The following is a 21,346-nucleotide window of genomic DNA, read 5'->3' as shown; positions in this document are numbered from 1 at the left end:
CAGCGCAGGATGCGCTTGAAATTGAAAGGGAATTCGCAATGCATTACTCAAAAATCGTTACAGCTATTGCCGCAGTCGCGGTCAGTGGCGGCGTCGTCGCAAGCAATCCGCTCGCGCCTCAGGACAAGCCGTTTCACCAATACTCCTGGATGACCACCCACAACGCGTACGAAAAAATCAATCAAAACCTGCAGGAGCTTCCACAACAGATGCGTGATGGTGTACGCGGCTTCATGCTCGATCTGTATCACAAATCCAATTACCGACCTGCAGAGCAGATCCGAGTCTGTCACACGGAGAACTTCTGTTACGGCGCCTTCAAAAATCAGCTGGCGAATGAATTCATTCCCTTTTTGAAACAGAACCGCAACGAGGTCATCTCCATTTTTCTGGAATCCTATGTTGAACGCTCGCATTTGCAGACACTGTTCAATTCGGTACCTGAAGTCGCGGACCTTACCTTTGACCCTGCCAACTTCAACACCGCCGACTGGCCGCTCATGAGTCAGCTGGTGGCGCGAAACAACCGACTCATGCTGTTCACAGACAAACGCGCGCTGGCTGGCAACTACACGGTCAATGGCAAGACAGTGACGGTCCTGTTCGATAAGGATTGGGTAGCGCAGAACCACTGGGATACGCTCGGTCCAGTGGCCTCAAACATCGAGGCAGCACACAACTGGTCCTGCCCGAGTCGCTACGGCGACGTCCCCGTCGCCGAACCTCGTGTCAGTTCAGGCACAGGCAAGTCCTGGAGTCGTCTGTTCCTGATGAACCAGTTCCACACAGTGACCAAAACGACCCTGGATTCTGGCGCATACGATAACAACCTGACGTATCTGGTGCGCCGCGTGAACCATTGTGGAAAAACGCCTAACTTCATTGCCATTGATAACTACCGCAACGGAGACACGCTCGCCTACACTCAAGCGCTGAGCCAAGGCGGCATTTATTTGTGGGAAGGCAATAACGCTGACCCAAAACAGGATGCCGTCTGCGTCATCCCACGCGGGCAGAGAACACTCACCTTGCCTTCCGCTGGTTGCGAGAACGATGAGGCCAGATCCCTGTCCCTGTCCGGAATCGCCAAAGGGACCCGCATTTCCCTTTTTGATGACCGCAGTGGCAACCGCGAAGATGACCACATGATCATCGATGTCACCCGCGACATCGGCATTCATGAAAAAGTCGTACTTGGCTCGTTTGAGCAAAGCCGCACGACGGATGCCTACAACGCCATCTTCGTTCGGAACAATGGGCTGGAAGGAAAGGTCTCGCGCATTGAGGTGGGGCTTACGCCTGTCGACTTTTCGGACGCCAATATCGCTCTGTATGAAGGCAACAATGCCAGTCAAAACCTCGACTGTGTCATCCCGTTTGATCGCACTTACAACATAAAAATGAAGAGTAATAGCTATGGCTGTTCCAACGATGAAATTCGTTCAGCACGAATCCTGAAAGCTAAAAAAGGCACCTCGTTCACATTGACCGGCCATCCGGACGGGAATTTCAGTCAAGGAAGAACAGAGGTGAAAATTCTGCGCGATATCACATCACCCGTCGTGATCGGAAGCTTTAACAGTTCTTATCAGAATGCCGATGTGCACGTCACCCACTACAGCCAAGGCATCGATGGCAAGATTTCCTTCGGTTACATCGGCGGCGCCAAGTAAATCCAGTTTACCTGGCGAGGGCTCTTGTGCACACGAACCCTCGCCACCTTCCGCGCCGCGCCATGAAAACGAGTTTTTGACATTTAACTCACGTCGCCTTGATTCCTCACGCCCGAAACTCGCCACTTTGACCAGTACCTCAGGCGCGAAACATTCGATGCGTACTCCATTGCTCGCTTCAATCATGGCCACTCTACTGACTGTCTCCATGTACACTACGGCTCAGGCCGATGACGTACCGGTTCAGACCGGACGCCCCGGCGAGTGGGCACAATCCGTAGCTCCTGAATACAACCTCTATCGGATCACCCCGACGCTCTACCGCAGCCGCCAGCCCGACGCCCAGGCGCTACCGCTGCTCAACACGCTGGGCATCGTCACCGTGGTGAACTTCATCAAGGAGAGCGACAGCCAATGGCTGTCCGATCCTGCGGTGACTCAGGTGCAGATTCCGCTGCAAACCGTGCACATCGACGACGCCGATGTGATTCAAAGCCTGCACGCCATCGAAGACGCGCAAAAGAAGGGGCCGGTGTTGATGCACTGCAAGCACGGGCAGGACCGCACCGGGCTGATTGCGGCGATGTACCGGATCGTGGTGCAGGACTGGACAAAAGAAGCGGCGATCGCCGAGATGACCCAGGGCGGGTTTGGCGACGCGGACAATCTCAAGCGCGGGATCGCCTATATCGACAAGGTCGATGTCGCGGCGTTGAAGACGGCCTATGCGAGCGGTGCGTGCAGCACCCGTGCGTTTGCCAGTTGTGCGGTCAAGGGGTGGTTTCAGAAAACCACCACGCGCAGCTGATTGTCTGTGGGAGCCGGCTTGCTGGCGAATGCGGTGTGTCAGATAAGTTAATGTTGGCTGACACACCGCAATCGCCAGCAAGCCGGCTCCTACAGGATTGGCGGGGTTGCGCCAAGCGATCACCCACCCAGGTCCATCGGGTGGGATCAACGCTTTAGCTGGGATCCACCGGCTTCTTCAACTTCGGATTCGGGAAAAACTGCACGCCCTGCACCTTCGGATTGGCCGCCTTGGCCTTTTCCTGATTGACCCGTGTCCCCAACTCCTTGGGCACCGACTGGCCCTGGGCGTTGAGGGTGTCCGAATACCCGCAGGCCACGCATTCGCGGTGCGGGACATCGTCGTCGTTCCACATCATCAGCTTGTCCGGCTCGCTGCACGCCGGGCAGACCGCCCCGGCGATAAAGCGTTTTTTCGTTACCACACGCGGTGTATCGGTCATGCTGCCGCTTCCTCGCTCAAACCCGAATGGCGCAAGAGTGCGTCAATCGAAGGTTCGCGTCCGCGGAAGTCGACGAACAGCACCATCGGCGCCTGGGAGCCGCCACGGGCCAGAATCGCCTCACGGAATGCCCGGCCGGTTTGGGCATTGAGCACGCCGTCTTCTTCGAACTTGGAGAAGGCATCGGCCGACAGCACTTCCGCCCACTTGTAGCTGTAGTAACCCGCCGCATAACCGCCAGCGAAGATGTGCGCAAAACTGTTGGGGAAGCGGTTGTACGCCGGCGGGCGCATCACCGAGACCTCGTCACGCACGCTTTCGAGCACTTGCAGCGTGGTGCGGCCATCGCCGTGGGTGGCGTGCAGTTCGAAGTCGAACAGCGAGAATTCGAGCTGGCGCACCATCATCAGGCCGGACTGGAAGTTCTTCGCCGCCAGCATTTTTTCCAGCAGATCCTGCGGCAGTGGCTCGCCGGTCTCGTAATGGCCGGAAATCAGCGCCAGGCCTTCCGGTTCCCAGCACCAGTTTTCCATGAACTGGCTCGGCAGCTCGACCGCGTCCCACGCCACGCCGTTGATGCCCGAGGCACCGGCGTGTTCGACGCGGGTCAGCAGGTGATGCAGGCCATGGCCGAATTCGTGGAACAGGGTGGTGACTTCATCGTGAGTCAGCAGCGCAGGCTTGCCAGCGACCGCTGGGGTGAAGTTGCACACCAGGTTGGCCACCGGGCTCTGCAGGGAGCCTGCCGAGGTGCGGCGACGGTCGCGAGCGCCGTCCATCCACGCGCCGCCACGCTTGTTGGCGCGGGCATAGAGGTCGAAGAAGAAGCGGCCGACGTGCTGGCCGTTTTCCTTGATTTCGAACAGGCGAACGTCCGGATGCCAGGTGTCGAAGCCTTTCTGTTCGGCGATTTCGATGCCGTACAGTTTTTGCACGATGGCAAACAGGCCGCCCAACACCTTGTCGATCGGGAAGTAGGCGCGCAGGGCTTCCTGGGAAACGCTGTAGCGCTGTTCGCGCAGTTTTTCGCCGTAGAAACCGCTGTCCCAGCTTTGCAGATCCGGGCAGCCCTGTTCGGCGGCGTAGGCCTTGAGCTGCTGCAGGTCCTGCGCGGCGAACGGCTTGCTGCGCTTGGCCAGATCGCGCAGGAAGCTGAGCACCTGATCGCTGGATTCGGCCATCTTGGTCGCCAGGCTCAGCTCGGAGAAGCTCGAGAAACCCAGCAGTTTGGCCAGTTCCTGTCGCAGGTCGAGGATCTGCTCCATGACCGGGCCGTTGTCGTTCTTGCCCGCATTCGGGCCCTGGTCCGACGCGCGGGTGCAGTAGGCGGCGTAGACTTCTTCACGCAGCGCGCGGTCCTGGGCGTAGGTCATCACCGCGTAGTAGCTGGGGAATTCCAGGGTGATCAGGTAGCCGTCGAGGTCTTTGGCCTGGGCGGCAGCGGCCATTTGCGCCTTGGCCGAATCGGTCAGGCCGGCGAGGGCGGCTTCGTCGGTGACGTGCTTGGTCCAGGCTTGAGTGGCGTCGAGCAACTGGTTGGAGAACTGGCTGCCCAGCTCGGACAGCTTGCTCTGCACCTCGGCGTAACGCTTTTGCTGCTCGGGCGGCAGGTCGATGCCCGACAGGCGGAAATCCCGCAGCGAGTGTTCCAGAATGGTTTTCTGCGCCACGTCGAAACCGGCGGCTTCGGGGCTGTTGGCCAGGGCTTCATAAGCCTGGAACAGCTCGCGGTTCTGGCCCATCTCGGTGGAATAGGCGCTCAATGCCGGCAGGCAGGACTCGTAGGCTTCGCGCAATTCGGCGCTGTTGCACACGGCATTAAGGTGGCTGACCGGGCTCCAGGCAGCGCCTAGGCGGTCGTTCAGCTCGTCCATCGCCAGCACCAGGCCAGCCCAGGTAGGCTGCGTGCCTTGCTTGGCGAGGATGTCGGCAATCGCGGCGCGGTTGTCGGCGAGAATCTGGTCAATGGCAGGTTTTACGTGCTCGGCGCGAATCGCCGAGAAAGGTGGCAGGTCGTACGATTGCAAAAGAGGGTTGTTCGCGCTCACGGTTTGGCACCTTGGCTGGAAGAAACACCCGAGCATCTTAATTACAATCGGCGCTGACCGCAGCTATCAGCATCAGAGAAGGAGCCTATTGTGGCGATCCGAACCTTTCAGAATCACACCCCGGCCCTTGACGAACGGGCGTTTGTCGATCATTCGGCAATTGTAATCGGCGATGTCGAGATCGGCGCCGACAGCTCCGTCTGGCCGCTGACGGTGATTCGCGGCGACATGCACCGCATCCGCATCGGCGCGCGCACCAGCGTGCAGGATGGCAGCGTGCTGCACATCACCCACGCCGGCCCGTTCAACCCGGATGGCTTCCCGTTGCTGATCGGCGACGAAGTGACCATTGGCCACAAGGTCATGCTGCACGGCTGCACCATCGGCAGCCGCATTCTGATCGGCATGGGCAGCACCATCATGGACGGCGCGGTGGTCGAGGATGAAGTGATCATCGGCGCAGGCAGCCTGGTGCCGCCGGGCAAGCGTCTGGAGCGCGGCTTTCTGTACGTGGGCCGCCCGGTGAAACAGGTGCGCCCGCTCACCGAGAAGGAAATCGCCTTCTTTCCCTACAGCGCGACCAATTACGTGAAGCTGAAAGATCAGCACCTGGCCGAAGGGTTCGATAAACCTCAAGGCCTGTAAGAGAGAGCACACATGCATTATCAGAACATTCTGTTCGATCTGGACGGCACCCTGACCGATCCACGAGAGGGCATCACCCGTTCGATCCAGTTCGCCTTGAGCAAGCTGGGCATCGATGAACCCGATATCACGCAGCTCGAGCATTTCATTGGCCCGCCGCTGTTGCAGCAGTTCATGCGCGCTTATGACTTCGATGAGGCCAAGGCCTGGGAAGCCGTGGGCTTTTATCGCGAGCGGTTCAAGGTCACCGGGCTGTATGAAAACCTGGTGTTCGACGGCGTGTTTGAGCTGCTGGACATGCTCTCCGACCAAGGCCGCACGCTGTTCATCGCGACATCAAAGCCCTGGGTATTCGCCCACGAAATTGCCCGGCACTTCGACTTTGCGCGGCACTTCAAGCTGATCTACGGCAGCGAACTGGACGGCACCCGCACCGACAAGGTCGAGCTGATTCGTCATCTGCTGGACGAGGAGAAGCTCGATCCCAAACAGACGCTGATGATCGGCGATCGTAAACATGACCTGATCGGCGGCAAGCGCAACGGGCTGGACGTGGCGGCGGTGGGGTACGGGTTTGGCAGCCGGGAAGAACTTACGGCCGAGGCACCGACCTACCATTTCGAGTCGCTCAAGGAGCTGCATCAGGCGTTTCTGAAACCCTGAGCGGGCCATCGCCCTGTAGCAGCACGGCTTGCCGGCGGGGCGATATGCCTGTGACGCAAATATCGCCTGACACACCGCGCCCGCTGGCAAGCCGTGCTGCTACGGGGTTTGCATCAGCCGCTCAAGTGACGCCTTGCGCTGCTCTTGAGGCAACTCGCCCATTTTCTCCACAGCAGCAAAGAACGCCGGCCAGTCGCCGCCCACCTGCTTGAACAACGCCCCAAACGCAGGCGTCCACTGGTCATACAGGCCGATGGGCAGCAGCCGCGCGTTGTTCATCGGGGCGTAGACCCAGGCGTCGAAGCGCTTGTCGCCGTTCCACTGCCCATCGCGCATTTTTCGATAGTCAGCACGCAGCCGCTCGAATTCAGCTGCCTTGCGCTGGCGCATCACTTCGGGGGTCAGCGGCTGGGCATACAGCGCTTTCAAGCGATCGCGGGTTTGCAGCACCAATTGCGTCAGTTGATCGCGACGCTGAGTCTCGGATGACACACCTTCCACCGGCAAACCCCGGGCCGCACGCCATTGTCGCGTGCCTTCCTGCTCGACGAAGGTGGCGTAGGATTCGTTGAACTCGCTGTCGTCCTTCACATAGAACCGCTGATGCGCCAGCTCGTGGAAAATCAGCGTGGCCAGGCGCTCGTCGCCCCAGGTCATCATCGAACTGATGATCGGATCGTCGAACCAGCCCAGCGTCGAGTAGGCCTCCACGCCGCTGACGTAGACATCCTTGCCGTCGAGCTTCTGCAGCGCCGCTTCGCCCCGCGCCGCGCCCTGGCTGTAGTAACCGCGATAGGCCACGCACCCGGCGATGGGGAAGCAGTGGGTCACCGGGTCCAGTGAGAACTCGCCGGTGGCGAAGACGTTCCAGACCACGTAGGGGCGATGGATGTCTGCGTACAGCCGATAACTGCGGTTATCGGGCAGGTGCAATGTGTCGCTGGCGAACTCGCGGGCTTGCTGTGCCTGGCGCAGATGCTCGCGCAGCTTGGGGTCGCGCGCCGGGTCGGCGATCACATCCGCCACCGGCTCGCGGGCGCGCAGCAGGGCAAGCTGGCCGCCGGCCAATTGCGCGTAATAGGAAAGACTGGAACAGCCGCTGAGGAGTAAAATGGCCAGCATCGGCAAGCCGCGCTGCAATCCGCTTCTTTTGTATCGAATCATGCAGCGGCCTTACCGTCGAAAGTCATGAAGGGTATAAACCCCAGCGTTATGCCGCACACCCGGCCTCTGACGCAACCGTCCTCGTCATCTGCCTGAATGCGGAGTCTGTCATGCGCCTGCCCCTGTCGATCATTGCCCTGAGCCTGCTGGCCGGATGTGCAGGCCCGTTGCCCGCCGTTGACCCGCAACAAGCCTGGGTCGATCTGCACACCTACACCGGCAAGACGCTGATGGCCGACAAGCTCGACGGCAAGCGCACCGAAGACGGCCGCTACTTTCAGGTGACGCCCGGCAAACACAAGCTCGAAGTGCGCTACGACTATGAATACGCACCAGGCGGCCTGGGGCTGTCGATGGACATCTACAACGAGCTGACCTGCTACGTCACCATCGACTACGACCATTTCGAGGCCGGGCATCGCTATCGCCTCGACGTGCGCCACATCGCCAACAGCATCGATGCGCAGTTGCGCGACGAGCAGCGCAAGGTGCTGGCCGAGGAAGGGAATATTTTCTGTATTCCGTGATTCGGTTGCTGGAATCGCTGACGCGATCTGCTTTTGATTCTGGCCGAAGGCCGTAGGAGCCCGGCTTGCCGGCGATCTGACGCGAAGCGGCAGTAAGACCACACACCCTGGTCGTGTCAGACATGTCGCATGCACAGGATTTGCTGCCGCTTCGCGCCAGATCGCCGGCAAGCCGAGCTCCTACGCCTTCGGCAGAGGCAAGGGCAGTGCCGCCCTACCGATCATTCTTCTGATAGATGATCTTCTTCGTGCCGTTTTCGCACGAGCCCACCACCATGTTCTGATCGTGGACTTCTTCATTGCTGACGATTTCCAGGGTGTAGGAACTGACGTTCTGCGCCTGGATCTTCGCTTCGATCTCGGCCTTGAGCTCTTCGCAGGGTTTGGGCGCGGCGAGGGCGCCGGTGGTCAGGGCGCAGGCCATCAGGGTTAACGCGATACGTTTCATGTGGGGCTCCTAAAGCCGCGCAGTGCGCTGCGGCATCTCATCAGACCTTGCTGCAACTGCCCGGTTCGCCAGCCCCACAACGACAATGGCCCGCAATTGCGGGCCATCGAGGTGCTGCGTAACAGGCGATCAGCCAACCAGCGTGGCATCCAGGGTGATCTTGGCGTTCAGCACCTTGGACACCGGGCAGCCTTCTTTGGCGGCCTTGGTCAGGCGGTCGAACTGCTCTTGGGTGGCGCCCGGCACCTTGGCTTTCAGGGTCAGGTGCACGGCAGTGATCGAGAAGCCACCATCGACCTGGTCCAGGGTGACGTCGGCGGTGGTGTCGATGCTGTCGGCCTTGAGGTTCTCGCCACCCAGAATCATTGACAGGGCCATCGAGAAGCAGCCCGCGTGGGCCGCGCCGATCAGTTCTTCAGGATTGGTGCCCTTGCCGCCTTCGAAACGGGCCTTGAAGCCGTAAGGCGCTTCGCGCAGCACGCCGGTTTCGGTGGAGATGTGGCCGACGCCGGATTTCAGGTCACCTTCCCAGTGGGCGGATGCTTTCTTGACGATGCTCATGGTGTCTCCTCGTGATTGGGTGCGATGGGCTCGCACACGGACAAAAAGTCAGAGGAGTGTAGGCGCGACTTGGTTCAACCGCTGTGACACCTGTGCTTTTTTGGCGCTGACATTTCCGACCAAATCAGTAGGAATTTTCATCTCAGCCATTGCAACCTGAAAATCCGGCCTTATCCTGTGGCTTAACGCAAATATTTAGTCTTAATGCGGGCATCGCTCTCGTGCCGCTCTTTTCCAAGGCACCTGACACGCCCCAAGAGGATCGACCACAGCCTATGAAACGCCTGACTGATGTGAAGATTTCCATGCTGGACCTGGTGCCGGTGCGCGAGGACAAAGGCCCGGCCGTGTCGCTGCGCAACTCGCTGGACCTGGCGCAACACGCCGAGAAATGGGGTTACAACCGTTTCTGGGTGGCCGAGCACCACAACATGGACGGCATCGCCAGCTCCGCGACCTCCGTTCTGCTGGCCTATCTGGCTGGCGGCACCTCGACCATTCGCGTAGGCTCGGGCGGCGTGATGCTGCCCAACCACGCGCCGCTGGTGATTGCCGAGCAGTTCGGCACCCTGGCGAGCCTGTACCCCGGCCGCATCGACCTGGGCCTGGGCCGCGCGCCCGGTTCCGACCAGATGACCGCCCGCGCCCTGCGCCGTGAACGCTCGGGCAGCGCGGATGACTTTCCGGATGACGTGGCGGAACTGACAGCCTACCTCGGTCCGCGCCAGCCGCATCAACGCGTCATTGCAGTGCCGGGCAACGACACCAATGTGCCGATCTGGCTCCTGGGTTCGAGCCTGTTCAGCGCCCAGCTGGCCGGCCAACGCGGCTTGCCTTACGCCTTCGCCTCGCACTTCGCGCCGCGTTACATGCACGAGGCGATTCGCGTCTATCGCAACCACTTCCAGCCGTCCGAGGTGCTCGACAAACCCTACGTGATGCTGGGCGTGCCGCTGGCGGCTGCCGACACCGACGCGCAGGCCGACTACCTGGTGACATCGGTCTATCAGCGCATCCTCAACCTGATGCGCGGCCAGAGCCTGATGCAGAAACCGCCGGTCGACAGCATGAACGGCCTGTGGCTGCCCCACGAGCGCGAAGCGGTGATGGACTTCCTGGGCCTGGCGATGGTCGGCGGCCCCGAGAAAATCCGCGCCAAACTGGACGTGCTGCTGGAACAGACAGATGCCGATGAGCTGATCTTTACTTGCGATATGTATGAGCACGCCGACCGGTTGCGTTCGTATGAGATTCTGGCGCAGGTTGCGAGGGGCTAATTTTGAAAGGTTGACGCAAATCCTGTAGGAGCGAATTTATTCGCGATGCGGTAGGTCAGGCGACAGATAGGTGTCGAACGAGATGGCCATTCGCGAATGAATTCGCTCCTACAGGGGGGCCGCGTTATCAGGGAAAATTGGGGACTGGCCAATAAAAAACCGACGCCAGGCGCGTCGGTTTTTCAATTCAGGGCCAGAGCCATCAGCCGCGCTTGTAGACGATCTCCTTGCTGCCGCCTTCGCACGTACCCACCACCTTGCCGCCTGCGGCACTGCCTTTGTCCACTGCCTCCAACGTGTAGGACGAAACGCCCTTGGCCTTGATCTTCGCGTCGATCTCGGCCTTCACGTCATCGCAGGACTTCCCGGCTGCCATGGTGGTGCCCGCAATACTCAACAACCCTACCGCCAAAAGAATCTTCTTCATCGGTCACACTCCATCGTCAGGCGCTTTTCAAGCGAAAGAGGCCGCCCGAAAGAGGCGGCCCGATACCAGAAACACGCGTCCGAATTCACGAACGGCGCGTTATGTATAGCGAAGGTTGTGGCACTCGGCCAGTTGGAAAGTTCATCAACTGTTGTCGATGCGGAAACCCACTTTGATCGTCACCTGGAAATGCGCCACCTTGCCATCACGAATGTGGCCGCGGGTTTCCAGCACCTCGAACCACTCGATGAACTTCACGGTCTTGGCCGCCTGGGTGATCGCGTTCTGGATCGCATCGTCGGTGCCCTTGGTCGACGAGCCGACCAGTTCGAGGATTTTGTACGTGTGATGATCAGACATGGCAGTTCTCCTGATGGGGTCTGTTCGAGCGTAGCAGTGAATTCACGCCCTAGGTCTGGCGCGAAAACGTGCCTGAAAGTTCACAAAAATTGCGCCCTGGCGACACAACCGGAAAACCTTCACTGCACTTTCTGAAAACCCTGTAGTCGGAATCTTCACACGCCACTCATCACTGCAGGAGAGTCACATCATGGCATTCACCTCATCCCGTAAAGCGTCGCTGCAAAGCATGGAAGCCGAGATCGAAAGTCTGCTCAAGTCACTGGAGAGCCTGAAGTCGGACGCTTCGGACGAGTCGCGCAAAACCCTGAAGACGCTGAAGGCCAATGCCGAAAGCGCGCTGAGCCATTCGCGCAGCCTGCTGAGCGATGTCTATGAAGACGTCAAGGTGAAGACCCGCGAAACCGGCGTCGCGACCCGGGACTACGCCCAGGAACATCCATGGACTACAGCCGGTGTGGCGGTTGGTGCAATCGGCCTGCTGGCGGCCTATCTGCTGTGCAAGCGCGGTAACTGACCCGCCTTGTCGATCAAGCCTGACCGGGTCGCGCCAGTTCCTGTCTGAGCCATTGCGCCAATTGCTGCGCGCGCCCGTCCGCCACGCGTTTGGGCACCCACAACGCGAGCTGCGCCGGGGTTTCGCTGAAACCCCAAGGCGCAGCCAGTCGGCCAGCCTTCAGGTCATCGGCCACCAGCGGCTCGGGCGCGATCGCCACGCCGAGCCCGGCCACCGCTGCCTCCAGCAAGTAATACAGATGCTCGAAGCCCTGACCGTAGCGAAGCGCGTCAGGCTCGATGCCGTTGTGCTGCGCCCAGGTGGGCCAAGCCTGCAAACGCGATCGGGTCTGCAATAACGGCTCGCTGAGCAAGGCTTGCGCAGGGGCATCGCGCAGCTCTTCAAAACGCTCGAAGCGGGGGCTCATGACCGGGCCGATGCGCTCGCCAGCCAGTTCGAACACCTGCATGTCGGCGGGCCATGGCGGTTCGGCGAACACCAGCAAGGCGTCCAGCCCGGGGCGACGCGGATCAAGATCGCCTTCACCAGCAGACAGATGCAGCCGCAAATCCGGCAAATCGGCATTCAAACGCCCCAGCCGCGGAATGAACCAGCGCGCCAGCAGGCTTCCCGAGCAGCCCAGCACGAACGGCGCATCGACGCTGCCCTGACTCAACTCGGCGCAAACGCTGCGCAGCCGGTCGAAAGCCTCGCCACTGGCATCGCGCAGACGAACGCCTGCATCTGTGAGTTTAAGGCCGCGCCCGTCCTTGCTGAACAGGCTGATGCCCAAGTGTTCCTCCAGCACCTTCAACTGCCGACTCACCGCGCCATGGGTGACATGCAGTTGCTCCGCGGCCTGGCTGACGCTGTTCAGGCGAGCAGTGGCTTCAAAGGCGCGCAAGGCGTTCAGCGGTGGGAGATCGCGGCTCATGGTATCTGTGAGTTTTTCTGACAGGTTACGGCGATCTTATCGGTTTTCTTCGTCCATGGCGCTGGTTAAAGTGTGTTCACTGCCTCAACGGCTCAACTCTTTGTCACCCGGCATACGTTACTGGAGCTCATCATGTCCCAGACTCAGACCCAATACCGCAACGGCCCGGACGATCGCGGCATGTTCGGCGCGTTTGGCGGACGTTACGTCGCTGAAACCCTGATGCCCCTGATCCTCGACCTGAACCGCGAATACGAAGCGGCGAAGAACGATCCTGCGTTCATCAAGGAACTGGCCTACTTCCAGCGTGACTACGTGGGCCGTCCAAGCCCGCTGTATTTCGCCGAGCGCCTGACCGAACACTGCGGCGGCGCGAAGATTTACCTCAAGCGCGAAGAGCTGAACCACACCGGCGCGCACAAGATCAACAACTGCATCGGCCAGATCCTGCTGGCGCGGCGCATGGGCAAGAAGCGCATCATCGCCGAAACCGGTGCAGGCATGCACGGCGTGGCAACCGCTACCGTCGCCGCGCGTTTCGGCCTGGAATGCGTGATCTACATGGGCACCACCGACATCGAGCGCCAGCAGGCCAACGTGTTCCGCATGAAGCTGTTGGGCGCGACCGTGATCCCGGTCGTGGCCGGCACCGGCACCCTGAAAGACGCCATGAACGAGGCGCTGCGTGACTGGGTCACCAACGTCGACAGCACCTTCTACCTGATCGGCACCGTGGCCGGTCCGCACCCTTACCCAGCCATGGTCCGCGACTTCCAGGCGGTGATCGGCAAGGAAACCCGCGAGCAGTTGCAAGAGCAGGAAGGCCGTCTGCCTGACAGCCTGGTCGCCTGCATCGGCGGCGGCTCCAACGCCATGGGCCTGTTCCACCCGTTCCTGGATGACACCAGCGTGCGCATCATCGGCGTGGAAGCGGCCGGCCACGGCATCGAAACCGGCAAACACGCCGCCAGCCTGAACGGCGGCGTACCGGGCGTGCTGCACGGCAATCGCACCTTCCTGCTGCAGGACGACGATGGCCAGATCATCGACGCCCACTCGATTTCCGCAGGCCTGGACTACCCCGGCATCGGCCCTGAACACGCTTGGTTGCACGACATCGGCCGCGTCGAATACACCTCGATCACCGACGACGAAGCACTGGCGGCGTTCCACCAGTGCTGCCGCCTGGAAGGCATCATCCCGGCGCTGGAAAGTGCCCACGCCCTGGCCGAAGTGTTCAAGCGCGCACCGACCCTGCCAAAAGATCACCTGATGGTGGTCAACCTGTCCGGCCGCGGCGACAAGGACATGCAAACCGTCATGCACCATCTGGATCTGTCCCAGCAGGAGAAACACTGATGAGCCGCCTGCAAACCCGCTTTGCCGAGCTGAAAGAACAAAACCGCGCAGCGCTGGTGACCTTCATCACCGCGGGCGACCCGGCCTATGACACGTCGCTGTCGATCCTCAAGGGCCTGCCCAAAGCCGGTGCCGACGTGATCGAACTGGGCATGCCGTTCACCGATCCGATGGCCGACGGCCCGGCCATTCAGCTGGCCAACATTCGCGCGCTCGGTGCCAAGCAGAACCTGGCGAAAACCCTGCAGATGGTTCGCGAATTCCGCGTTGAAGACAGCCATACGCCGCTGGTGCTGATGGGTTACTACAACCCGATCCACAACTATGGCGTCGAGCGCTTCATCGCCGAAGCCCGTGAATCCGGCGTCGATGGCCTGATCGTGGTCGACCTGCCGCCCGAGCACAACAACGAACTGTGCGACCCGGCGCAGGATGCGGGCCTGGACTTCATTCGCCTGACCACCCCGACCACCGACGACAAGCGCCTTCCGACAGTGCTCAACGGCAGCTCGGGCTTCGTCTATTACGTGTCGGTGGCTGGCGTGACCGGCGCCGGCTCGGCGACCATCGACCACGTCAAGGAAGCGGTCGCGCGCCTGCGTCGTCATTCGGACCTGCCGATCAGCGTCGGCTTCGGTATCCGCACGCCCGAGCAGGCCGCAGCCATTGCCCGCATCGCCGATGGCGTGGTGGTGGGCTCGGCGTTGATCGATCACATCGCCAATGCCCAGTCGCCTGAGCAGGCGGTCAGCGGTGTGCTCAAACTCTGCGCGGACTTGTCCGAAGGCGTGCGTAAGGCCCGTGTATCCTGAAGGTAAAGTTCCTGATACAGAGGAATCTCGGCCTTCGTTAGCAGACTAAGTAGTACAGCAAAGGGGTTCAGGACCTGGTTCTGAACCCCTTTTTGCTGAACCGAATTGGCTCAGGAGCACGCTACATGAAAGTCTCGAATCGTTTGATCGCAGGGTTGGGTGTGTTGATGGTCAGCGCCAGCGCGCTGGTCCACGCAGCGCCGCCAGATCAACGTGGCGGCTATGACGACCATGGTCCCGGCCAGCATCAGGACCGGGGCCCGCAGGGCAATGAACATCGCGATGACCACCGCCCGGACAACCGTGGCGATGACCATCGTGGTGGCCGTCCTCCGGCCGACTTCGGCGACGTTCGCCGCACGATTCAGGAACATCGCGAAGTCATCGGCCGCGGCCAGCCGCTGCCGCCGGGCGTGCACATTGTGAAGGGCCATCCACTGCCGCGTGGCTACGGCCGCCGCTTGGATGACCGCTCGCTGCAATACCTGCCGCGCTATGAAGGCTACGAATGGCGCCGCCTGGGGCCGGACATCGTGCTGATCGCGGTGGGCAGCGGGATCGTTTATGAGATTCTGGATGGCGTGTTGAACTGACCCGCCCAGTCACGCCGGGAACGAAACTGTAGGAGCGAATTCATTCGCGAAAATTGATCAGGCGAAACACATGCGTTGCCTGATCGGGCCATTCGCGAATGAATTCGCTCCTACAGGTCCTGAGCTTGATGACTAACGCTTGAACATCTCCACCTTCAACTCCCGCATCCCGCCCATCCAGATCGCATGCTTCGTGTGATCGGCCAAGTCATCGCCGGTATCCGGGTGGATGAAAATCACTAGGCCGTCCCGGTTCATCGCCAGATACAACATCACATCGGCAAATTGCCCGTGGGAAAACGCCAGTTGGCAGCTCCAGTCCGGATGCGGCCCGACCGGGCGTTCGTGCACACGGCCCATGCGGATGCCGAACTTCGCGGCGGCGCTTTCGCACAGCGCGCGGGCCTGCTCGATGGTCTGGGCATCGAAGTAAACGTGGGCGTGGTAGCCCTCAATCGGTGACATGTTCAATCCCTCAATTTTCCTGAATTCATTCATCACGCTCACCAGCGACGGCAAACCTGTAGGAGCGCGCTTGCCCGCGATGGCGTTGTGTCAGATATGAATTTTGTCACAGACACGCCGCCGTCGCGGGCAAGCGCGCTCCTACAAAACAGGGCTAAACCGCAATCGACGGCATCGGCTTGCCCGTCAGCAGATCCCCGCTCAGCGCCTGTTCATTTCTTAACCAATCGACGAAACGCTGCACGATCTGCACCCGTCTTTTACGCTGCGGCAGGACGATGTAATAGCCATAGGCCGAGATCGCCGCCCCTTCCACCGGGCGACACAGCAGCCCTTGTTCCAGCAGGTCGTCCACCAGGTGGCGCCAGCCAATCGCGACGCCTTGCCCGGCGATGGCAGCCTGGATCAGCAGGGTGTAATTATCGAAGCGCAACTGCCCCGGCGCCGGGGCCTGGGCAATATTCAGGGCGCGAAACACGCCCGCCCAGTCGAACCAGTTGTTGCCGCCTTCGCCGCGCAGATGCAGCAGCGGGTAGTCGCGCAGCGCCTCGTTGGCCATGGGCAGCGTGCGGCCGGCCAGCAGTTGCGGGCTGCACACCGGAAACACTTCTTCGCTGAACAGCCAGTGGCTCTCACCCTGCTTGAAGCGCCCGTCGCCGAACAGCACCGCCACGTCGATGTCGGCGCGCAGCATGCTGTGGCTGCGCTCGCTGGTGACCAGGCTGACATCGACGTCCGGGTTCTGCTTGTGAAAGCGGTGCAGGCGGGGCATCAGCCAGTACGCGGCGAACGCGAAGTCGGTCGCCACCTGCAACACCTCATGCTGACGCTGTTGAGTGATCAGCGCCAACCCGGCATCCATCGACTGCAAACCGGTCTGGACGTGGTTGAACAGAATCTCTCCGGCGTCGGTCAGTTCGATGCCGCGGTAGATGCGATCGAACAGGCGCGTTGCCAGTTGTTCTTCTAACCTTTTGATTTGCTGGCTGATGGCCGGCTGGGTCGTGCCCAGCTCGATCGCGGCGGCGGTGAAACTGCGCAGCCGGGCAGCGGCCTCGAAGCCGCGCAGCAGATCCAATGACATGTCACCGAGCGAGTCAAACATAAGCGTGGCTTATCCTAGGCATTGCAGTTTATGGGCTTTACCGCTGATCCCATGGGTCTCATTCTCTGGACCAGCAATTTCGCATAAATATTCACTATGGAATGCCGCGAAGACATGAAGCGCAAGAACATTCTTTTCATCATGGCCGATCAAATGGCCGCGCCGATGTTGCCGATTTACGCCTCATCACCAATCAAGATGCCGAATTTGAGCCGCCTCGCCGCCGACGGCGTGGTGTTCGACGCCGCGTATTGCAACAGCCCGTTGTGCGCGCCGTCGCGCTTCACCCTGGTCAGCGGCCAGTTGCCCAGCAAGATCGGCGCCTACGACAACGCGGCCGATTTCCCCGCCGATGTGCCGACCTACGCCCACTACCTGCGCCGCCTGGGCTACCGCACCGCGCTGTCGGGCAAGATGCATTTCTGCGGCCCGGATCAGTTGCACGGCTACGAAGAGCGCCTGACCAGCGACATCTACCCCGCCGACTACGGCTGGGCAGTGAACTGGGACGAACCGGATGTGCGCCCGACCTGGTACCACAACATGTCCTCGGTGCTGCAGGCCGGCCCGTGCGTGCGCACCAACCAGCTGGATTTCGACGAAGAGGTGGTGTTCAAGGCCCAGCAGTACCTGTTCGACCATGTGCGCGAAGACGGCGACCAGCCGTTCTGCCTGACCGTGTCGATGACTCACCCGCACGATCCGTACACGATTCCCAAGGAATTCTGGAACCTCTACAACGACGACGAGATTCCGATGCCGCCTGCGCCGCCGGCCCAGGCCGATCAGGACCCGCACTCTCAGCGCCTGCTCAAGGTCTACGACCTGTGGGACAAGCCGCTGCCGGAGCACAAGATCCGCGACGCCCGCCGCGCGTATTTCGGCGCCTGCAGCTACATCGACGACAACATCGGCAAACTGCTGAAGACCCTCGAAGACACAGGCCTGGCCGAAGACACCATCATCGTGTTCTCGGGTGACCACGGCGACATGCTTGGCGAGCGCGGCCTCTGGTACAAGATGCACTGGTTCGAAATGTCCGCCCGCGTGCCGCTGCTGGTCTACGCGCCGGGGCAGTTCAAGGCTGGCCGGGTGAAGGCCGCGGTGTCCACCGCCGACCTGCTGCCGACCTTTGTCGCGCTGGCCGAGGGCGAACTGGAAAACGGCCTGCCGCTGGACGGCCGCTCGCTGTTGCCGCATCTGCAAGGCGCTGGCGGCCACGACGAGGTATTCGGCGAGTACATGGCCGAAGGCACCAACAGCCCGCTGATGATGATTCGTCGCGGCGCCTACAAATTCATTTATTCGGAACAGGACCCATGTCTGCTGTATGACGTGTACAACGATCCGAAAGAGCAGGAAGAGCTGAGCGGATCTTGCGCCCATCGCGACCTGTTCGATGCGTTCCTGGCCGAAGCAAGGGCCAAATGGGACATCCAGGCGATACACCATCAGGTGCTCGCCAGCCAGCGCCGGCGCCGTTTCGTGGCGCAATCGCTGACACTCGGCAAGCTGAAGAGTTGGGATCACCAGCCGCTGGTAGACGCCAGTCAGCAATACATGCGCAACCATATCGACCTCGACGATCTGGAGCGCAAGGCCCGTTATCCACAACCTTGAACCCTGCCACCACTTAGAAAACCAAAAAGGGGCACACCATGAAGAGTCTGTTCACAACGCTGGCGGTTGCGGTGATGAGCTTGAGCAGCGTCGTTGCCAACGCCGCTGACGCAAGCTGCAGTACGGTCAAGATGGCTGACCCGGGTTGGAGCGACATCGCTGCGACCAATGCCACGGCGAGCTTTCTGCTCGACGGCATGGGTTACAAGACCAAGGTCGATACGCTGGCAGTGCCGATTGCCTATGGTGGTCTCAAAGACGGTCAAATGGACGTTTTTCTGGGCAACTGGATGCCTGCGCAGCAGGGCTTCTATGACAAGTTCATCGCCACCGGCGATGTGACGCAATACGCGAAAAACCTGGAAGGCACCGAGTTCACCCTCGCCGTTCCGGATTACGTCTATGACGCGGGTGTGCATAACTTCGCCGACCTGAACAAATTCGCCGACAAGTTCCACAAGAAGATCTACGGCATCGGCTCGGGGGCTCCGGCCAACGCGTCGATTCAGGAAATCATCAAGAAGAACGAGTTCGACCTGGGGGACTGGAAACTGGTCGAATCGAGCGAGCAGGCCATGCTGGCCGAAGTGCAGCGCAACGTGAAGAAGAAGGACTTCGTGGTCTTCCTCGGCTGGACGCCGCACCCGATGAACGTGCAGATCAAGGGCATGAAGTACCTCAAGGGCGGCGAGAAGTACTTCGGTGACACCGGCAGCGTCTACACCGTGACCCGCAAAGGCTACGCCGACGCCTGCCCGAACGTGGCCAAGCTGTTCTCCAACCTGACGTTCACCCAGGACATGGAAAACACCATCATGAAGAACGTGGTGGACAACAAGATCAGCAACACCGATGCGGTCAAAGCCTGGATCAAGGAAAACCCGGCGGTGCTGGAGAAGTGGCTCAACGGCGTGAAAACCGTTGATGACAAGGATGCGTTGCCGGCCGTTAAAGCGAAGTTGTAAGGCGTCAAAGTCGCGTGAACAAGTTCACCCCATAAATCTACACAGATTCTGTGGGAGTGAGCTTGCTCACGAATACCGACTGACAGGCGCTTAAAATGTTGTGTATGTTCCTGCCCTTTCGTGAGCAAGCTCACTCCCACAGAGGGCCTCAGACATCGGTTAGATGGCTGTCAGCCCGCGAGTTCGGTCACCGAATCAGGCCTGCGCCATCAACCGCCGCAACTCGACCAGCACTGGCGCTGAATCCGGGCGCACGCCGCGCCACAGGAAGAACGCCTCGGCCGCCTGTTCCACCAGCATCCCCAAGCCATCCACCGCTTGCCCGGCCTGGTGCTCCGAGGCCCAGCGGCAGAATGCGGTCGGCTCCTTGGCGTACATCATGTCGTAGCAGAAGGTTTCGCCGGGCTGGATAAGGCTCGGCGCAATCGGCGGCACCTCGCCGGACAGGCTCGCCGACGTGGCGTTGATGATGATGTCCACCGACTCTTCCAGCCAGTCATAGCCTGCGGGCAGGATCGGCCCCAGCTCGGCGAATTCCTGCGCCAGGTTTTCCGCCTTTTCCACTGTGCGATTGGCCACCACCAGCACGTAGGGCTCTTCCGCCAGCAGCGGCTCCAGCGCGCCACGCACGGCGCCACCTGCGCCCAGCAGCAGGATGCGTTTGTCCTTGAGCGTCACGCCGTGATTGACCTTCAGATCTCGCACCAGGCCCGCGCCATCGGTGTTGTCGCCCAGCAGCGTGCCGTCGGCCTGGCGGGCGAGGGTGTTCACTGCGCCGGCGCGACGACCGCGTTCGGTCAGTTGGTCGACCATGCGCCAGGCCTCTTCCTTGAACGGCACGGTGACGTTGGCGCCGCGTCCGCTTTCGAAGAACTGCTTCGCAAACGCCGTGAAGCCGTCCAGCGGCGCCAGGGAGGTCTGGTAGTCCAGCGTCTGACCGGTCTGCTCGGCGAACAGGCGGTGGATCAACGGGGATTTGCTGTGGGCAATCGGATTGCCGAAAACGACGTATTGGTCAGTCATCAATTGGCTTCCTCGGCCAGCCAGTCGCGATCTTGCAGGAAATATTCGGTCAGGCGCGCTTCCTCACTGCCCGGCGCGGCCTTCCAGTCATAGCCCCAGCGCACATGGGGCGGCAGCGACATCAGAATCGACTCGGTGCGCCCGCCCGATTGCAGGCCGAACAGCGTGCCACGGTCGTAGACCAGGTTGAATTCCACGTAACGCCCACGGCGGAATTCCTGGAATTCGCGCTGCTGGGCGGTGTAGGGCGTAGCCTTGCGGCGCTGGACGATAGGCAGGTATGCGTCGACGAACGCGTCGCCAATGGCGCGCAGGAACGCGAAGCTGGTGTCGAAATCCCATTCGTTCAGATCGTCGAAGAACAGGCCGCCCACGCCACGCGGTTCGTTGCGATGCTTGATGTGGAAATAGCGGTCGCACCAGGCCTTGTAGCGCGGGTAGACGTCGGCGCCGAACGGCGCACAGGCCTGCTCGGCCACGCGGTGCCAGTGGATGCAGTCTTCTTCGACGCCGTAATAGGGCGTCAGGTCGAAGCCGCCGCCGAACCACCAGACCGACTCTTCGCCTTCTTTTTCCGCGATGAAGAAACGCACGTTGGCGTGGGAGGTCGGAACATGTGGGTTGTGCGGGTGCATGACCAGCGAGACGCCCAGCGCCTCGAAGCCACGACCGGCCAGCTCCGGGCGATGTGCGCTGGCCGACGGTGGAAGACCTGCGCCGAAAACATGGGAGAAATTCACGCCGCCTTTTTCGATGACGTCACCGTTCTCGATCACCCGGGTCCGCCCGCCACCGCCCGCCGGGCGCTCCCAGGCGTCCTCGACGAAACGGGCCTCGCCGTCTTCGTGCTCGAGCGCGGCGCAGATCCGGTCTTGCAGATCGAGCAGGTAGGCTTTGACGGCATCGGTGCGAACGGACATGGCAGTACCTT

General features: G+C 60.9%; 24 protein-coding genes. 12 read left to right on the top strand and 12 right to left on the bottom strand.

Translation table 11 applies throughout. The annotated features are described in order from the left end of the window. Positions 1 to 38 precede the first annotated feature (38 nt). Positions 39 to 1,673: a phosphoinositide-specific phospholipase C-related protein gene (locus AC1MEK_RS26550; protein ID WP_480399222.1), complete on the top strand. Its 1,635-nt coding sequence runs from the start codon at positions 39 to 41 to the stop codon at positions 1,671 to 1,673. A gap of 208 nt (positions 1,674 to 1,881) precedes the next feature. Next, positions 1,882 to 2,481 (top strand): dual specificity protein phosphatase family protein, encoded by a 600-nt coding sequence (locus AC1MEK_RS26545; RefSeq protein ID WP_480399221.1) that lies wholly within the window; start codon positions 1,882 to 1,884, stop codon positions 2,479 to 2,481. Positions 2,482 to 2,635: 154 nt separating this feature from the next. Here the strand turns inward: AC1MEK_RS26545 and AC1MEK_RS26540 are convergent, their stop codons facing one another. Both AC1MEK_RS26540 and prlC read right to left on the bottom strand, forming a co-directional pair. Next, entirely contained in the window at positions 2,636 to 2,923 is a 288-nt protein-coding gene (locus AC1MEK_RS26540; RefSeq protein WP_480399220.1) for a YheV family putative zinc ribbon protein, read from the bottom strand. Then, the gene (prlC, locus tag AC1MEK_RS26535) at positions 2,920 to 5,007 is read right to left on the bottom strand and encodes an oligopeptidase A (protein ID WP_480399219.1); all 2,088 of its coding nucleotides are present in this window, start codon (positions 5,005 to 5,007) and stop codon (positions 2,920 to 2,922) included. Before prlC ends, AC1MEK_RS26540 begins: the two co-directional genes overlap by 4 nt. A 54-nt stretch (positions 5,008 to 5,061) precedes the next feature. Here prlC and AC1MEK_RS26530 point away from each other — a divergent pair, with 54 nt between their 5' ends. Both AC1MEK_RS26530 and AC1MEK_RS26525 read left to right on the top strand, forming a co-directional pair. After that, the gene (locus AC1MEK_RS26530; protein ID WP_480399218.1) at positions 5,062 to 5,616 is read left to right on the top strand and encodes a gamma carbonic anhydrase family protein; all 555 of its coding nucleotides are present in this window, start codon (positions 5,062 to 5,064) and stop codon (positions 5,614 to 5,616) included. A gap of 12 nt (positions 5,617 to 5,628) precedes the next feature. Then, positions 5,629 to 6,279 carry an HAD family hydrolase gene (locus tag AC1MEK_RS26525; protein WP_480399217.1) on the top strand — a complete coding sequence of 217 codons (651 nt, stop codon included), beginning with the start codon at positions 5,629 to 5,631 and terminating at the stop codon, positions 6,277 to 6,279. A gap of 99 nt (positions 6,280 to 6,378) precedes the next feature. Here AC1MEK_RS26525 and AC1MEK_RS26520 read toward each other — a convergent pair whose 3' ends face one another. Next, positions 6,379 to 7,443: an aminopeptidase gene (locus tag AC1MEK_RS26520; protein ID WP_480399216.1), complete on the bottom strand. Its 1,065-nt coding sequence runs from the start codon at positions 7,441 to 7,443 to the stop codon at positions 6,379 to 6,381. Between the two features lie 110 nt (positions 7,444 to 7,553). Between AC1MEK_RS26520 and AC1MEK_RS26515 the strand changes: the two genes are divergently transcribed. Next, on the top strand, positions 7,554 to 7,970 hold the full coding sequence (locus tag AC1MEK_RS26515; protein ID WP_480399215.1) for a PA0061/PA0062 family lipoprotein: 417 nt from the start codon (positions 7,554 to 7,556) through the stop codon (positions 7,968 to 7,970). A gap of 214 nt (positions 7,971 to 8,184) precedes the next feature. Here the strand turns inward: AC1MEK_RS26515 and AC1MEK_RS26510 are convergent, their stop codons facing one another. Both AC1MEK_RS26510 and AC1MEK_RS26505 read right to left on the bottom strand, forming a co-directional pair. After that, positions 8,185 to 8,418, bottom strand: a complete 234-nt coding sequence (locus AC1MEK_RS26510; protein ID WP_480399214.1) for a DUF1161 domain-containing protein — start codon at positions 8,416 to 8,418, stop codon at positions 8,185 to 8,187. A 129-nt stretch (positions 8,419 to 8,547) separates the two neighbouring features. Then, positions 8,548 to 8,979: an OsmC family protein gene (locus AC1MEK_RS26505; protein ID WP_480399213.1), complete on the bottom strand. Its 432-nt coding sequence runs from the start codon at positions 8,977 to 8,979 to the stop codon at positions 8,548 to 8,550. A 275-nt stretch (positions 8,980 to 9,254) separates the two neighbouring features. On the opposite strand from AC1MEK_RS26505, the gene AC1MEK_RS26500 reads away from it, so the two are divergent. Continuing rightward, entirely contained in the window at positions 9,255 to 10,256 is a 1,002-nt protein-coding gene (locus AC1MEK_RS26500; RefSeq protein WP_480399212.1) for an LLM class flavin-dependent oxidoreductase, read from the top strand. Positions 10,257 to 10,458: 202 nt separating this feature from the next. On the opposite strand, the gene AC1MEK_RS26495 is transcribed toward AC1MEK_RS26500, so the two are convergent. Both AC1MEK_RS26495 and AC1MEK_RS26490 read right to left on the bottom strand, forming a co-directional pair. Continuing rightward, a complete protein-coding gene (locus AC1MEK_RS26495) occupies positions 10,459 to 10,683 on the bottom strand; it encodes a DUF1161 domain-containing protein (RefSeq protein ID WP_480399211.1) in 225 nt (74 codons plus the stop codon). 144 nt (positions 10,684 to 10,827) lie between these two features. Then, on the bottom strand, positions 10,828 to 11,043 hold the full coding sequence (locus AC1MEK_RS26490) for a dodecin (RefSeq protein ID WP_480399210.1): 216 nt from the start codon (positions 11,041 to 11,043) through the stop codon (positions 10,828 to 10,830). 190 nt (positions 11,044 to 11,233) lie between these two features. On the opposite strand from AC1MEK_RS26490, the gene AC1MEK_RS26485 reads away from it, so the two are divergent. Beyond that, positions 11,234 to 11,560, top strand: coding sequence for an ElaB/YgaM/YqjD family protein (locus tag AC1MEK_RS26485; protein WP_120128247.1), 327 nt, complete (start codon positions 11,234 to 11,236; stop codon positions 11,558 to 11,560). 13 nt (positions 11,561 to 11,573) lie between these two features. On the opposite strand, the gene AC1MEK_RS26480 is transcribed toward AC1MEK_RS26485, so the two are convergent. Then, complete coding sequence (locus tag AC1MEK_RS26480) at positions 11,574 to 12,473, bottom strand: LysR family transcriptional regulator (RefSeq protein ID WP_480399209.1); 900 nt, start codon at positions 12,471 to 12,473, stop codon at positions 11,574 to 11,576. Positions 12,474 to 12,605: 132 nt separating this feature from the next. Here AC1MEK_RS26480 and trpB point away from each other — a divergent pair, with 132 nt between their 5' ends. From trpB to AC1MEK_RS26465, 3 genes are all read left to right on the top strand, one after another. Continuing rightward, positions 12,606 to 13,832: a tryptophan synthase subunit beta gene (gene trpB, locus AC1MEK_RS26475; RefSeq protein WP_480399208.1), complete on the top strand. Its 1,227-nt coding sequence runs from the start codon at positions 12,606 to 12,608 to the stop codon at positions 13,830 to 13,832. After that, positions 13,832 to 14,644, top strand: coding sequence for a tryptophan synthase subunit alpha (gene trpA / locus AC1MEK_RS26470; RefSeq protein WP_480399207.1), 813 nt, complete (start codon positions 13,832 to 13,834; stop codon positions 14,642 to 14,644). The genes trpB and trpA overlap by 1 nt, the downstream gene beginning before the upstream one ends. 125 nt (positions 14,645 to 14,769) lie before the next feature. Continuing rightward, a complete protein-coding gene (locus tag AC1MEK_RS26465) occupies positions 14,770 to 15,237 on the top strand; it encodes an anti-virulence regulator CigR family protein (protein ID WP_480399206.1) in 468 nt (155 codons plus the stop codon). A 132-nt stretch (positions 15,238 to 15,369) separates the two neighbouring features. On the opposite strand, the gene AC1MEK_RS26460 is transcribed toward AC1MEK_RS26465, so the two are convergent. Beyond that, positions 15,370 to 15,702, bottom strand: coding sequence for a DOPA 4,5-dioxygenase family protein (locus tag AC1MEK_RS26460; protein ID WP_480399205.1), 333 nt, complete (start codon positions 15,700 to 15,702; stop codon positions 15,370 to 15,372). Between the two features lie 154 nt (positions 15,703 to 15,856). Next, entirely contained in the window at positions 15,857 to 16,807 is a 951-nt protein-coding gene (locus AC1MEK_RS26455) for a choline sulfate utilization transcriptional regulator (RefSeq protein WP_480399204.1), read from the bottom strand. A gap of 114 nt (positions 16,808 to 16,921) precedes the next feature. Here AC1MEK_RS26455 and betC point away from each other — a divergent pair, with 114 nt between their 5' ends. Both betC and choX read left to right on the top strand, forming a co-directional pair. Beyond that, the gene (gene betC, locus AC1MEK_RS26450; RefSeq protein WP_480399203.1) at positions 16,922 to 18,427 is read left to right on the top strand and encodes a choline-sulfatase; all 1,506 of its coding nucleotides are present in this window, start codon (positions 16,922 to 16,924) and stop codon (positions 18,425 to 18,427) included. Positions 18,428 to 18,465: 38 nt separating this feature from the next. Next, positions 18,466 to 19,392, top strand: a complete 927-nt coding sequence (gene choX / locus AC1MEK_RS26445) for a choline ABC transporter substrate-binding protein (protein WP_480399202.1) — start codon at positions 18,466 to 18,468, stop codon at positions 19,390 to 19,392. A gap of 195 nt (positions 19,393 to 19,587) precedes the next feature. Here the strand turns inward: choX and aroE are convergent, their stop codons facing one another. Together aroE and hemF are read right to left on the bottom strand one after the other, a co-directional pair. Next, complete coding sequence (aroE, locus tag AC1MEK_RS26440) at positions 19,588 to 20,415, bottom strand: shikimate dehydrogenase (RefSeq protein WP_480399201.1); 828 nt, start codon at positions 20,413 to 20,415, stop codon at positions 19,588 to 19,590. Further along, positions 20,415 to 21,335 carry an oxygen-dependent coproporphyrinogen oxidase gene (gene hemF, locus AC1MEK_RS26435; protein ID WP_480399200.1) on the bottom strand — a complete coding sequence of 307 codons (921 nt, stop codon included), beginning with the start codon at positions 21,333 to 21,335 and terminating at the stop codon, positions 20,415 to 20,417. Before hemF ends, aroE begins: the two co-directional genes overlap by 1 nt. Positions 21,336 to 21,346: the final 11 nt, after the last annotated feature.

The sequence above is a fragment of the Pseudomonas sp. 2 genome, from assembly GCF_056627435.1.
This window is presented reverse-complemented; position numbering and strand designations above follow the sequence as displayed.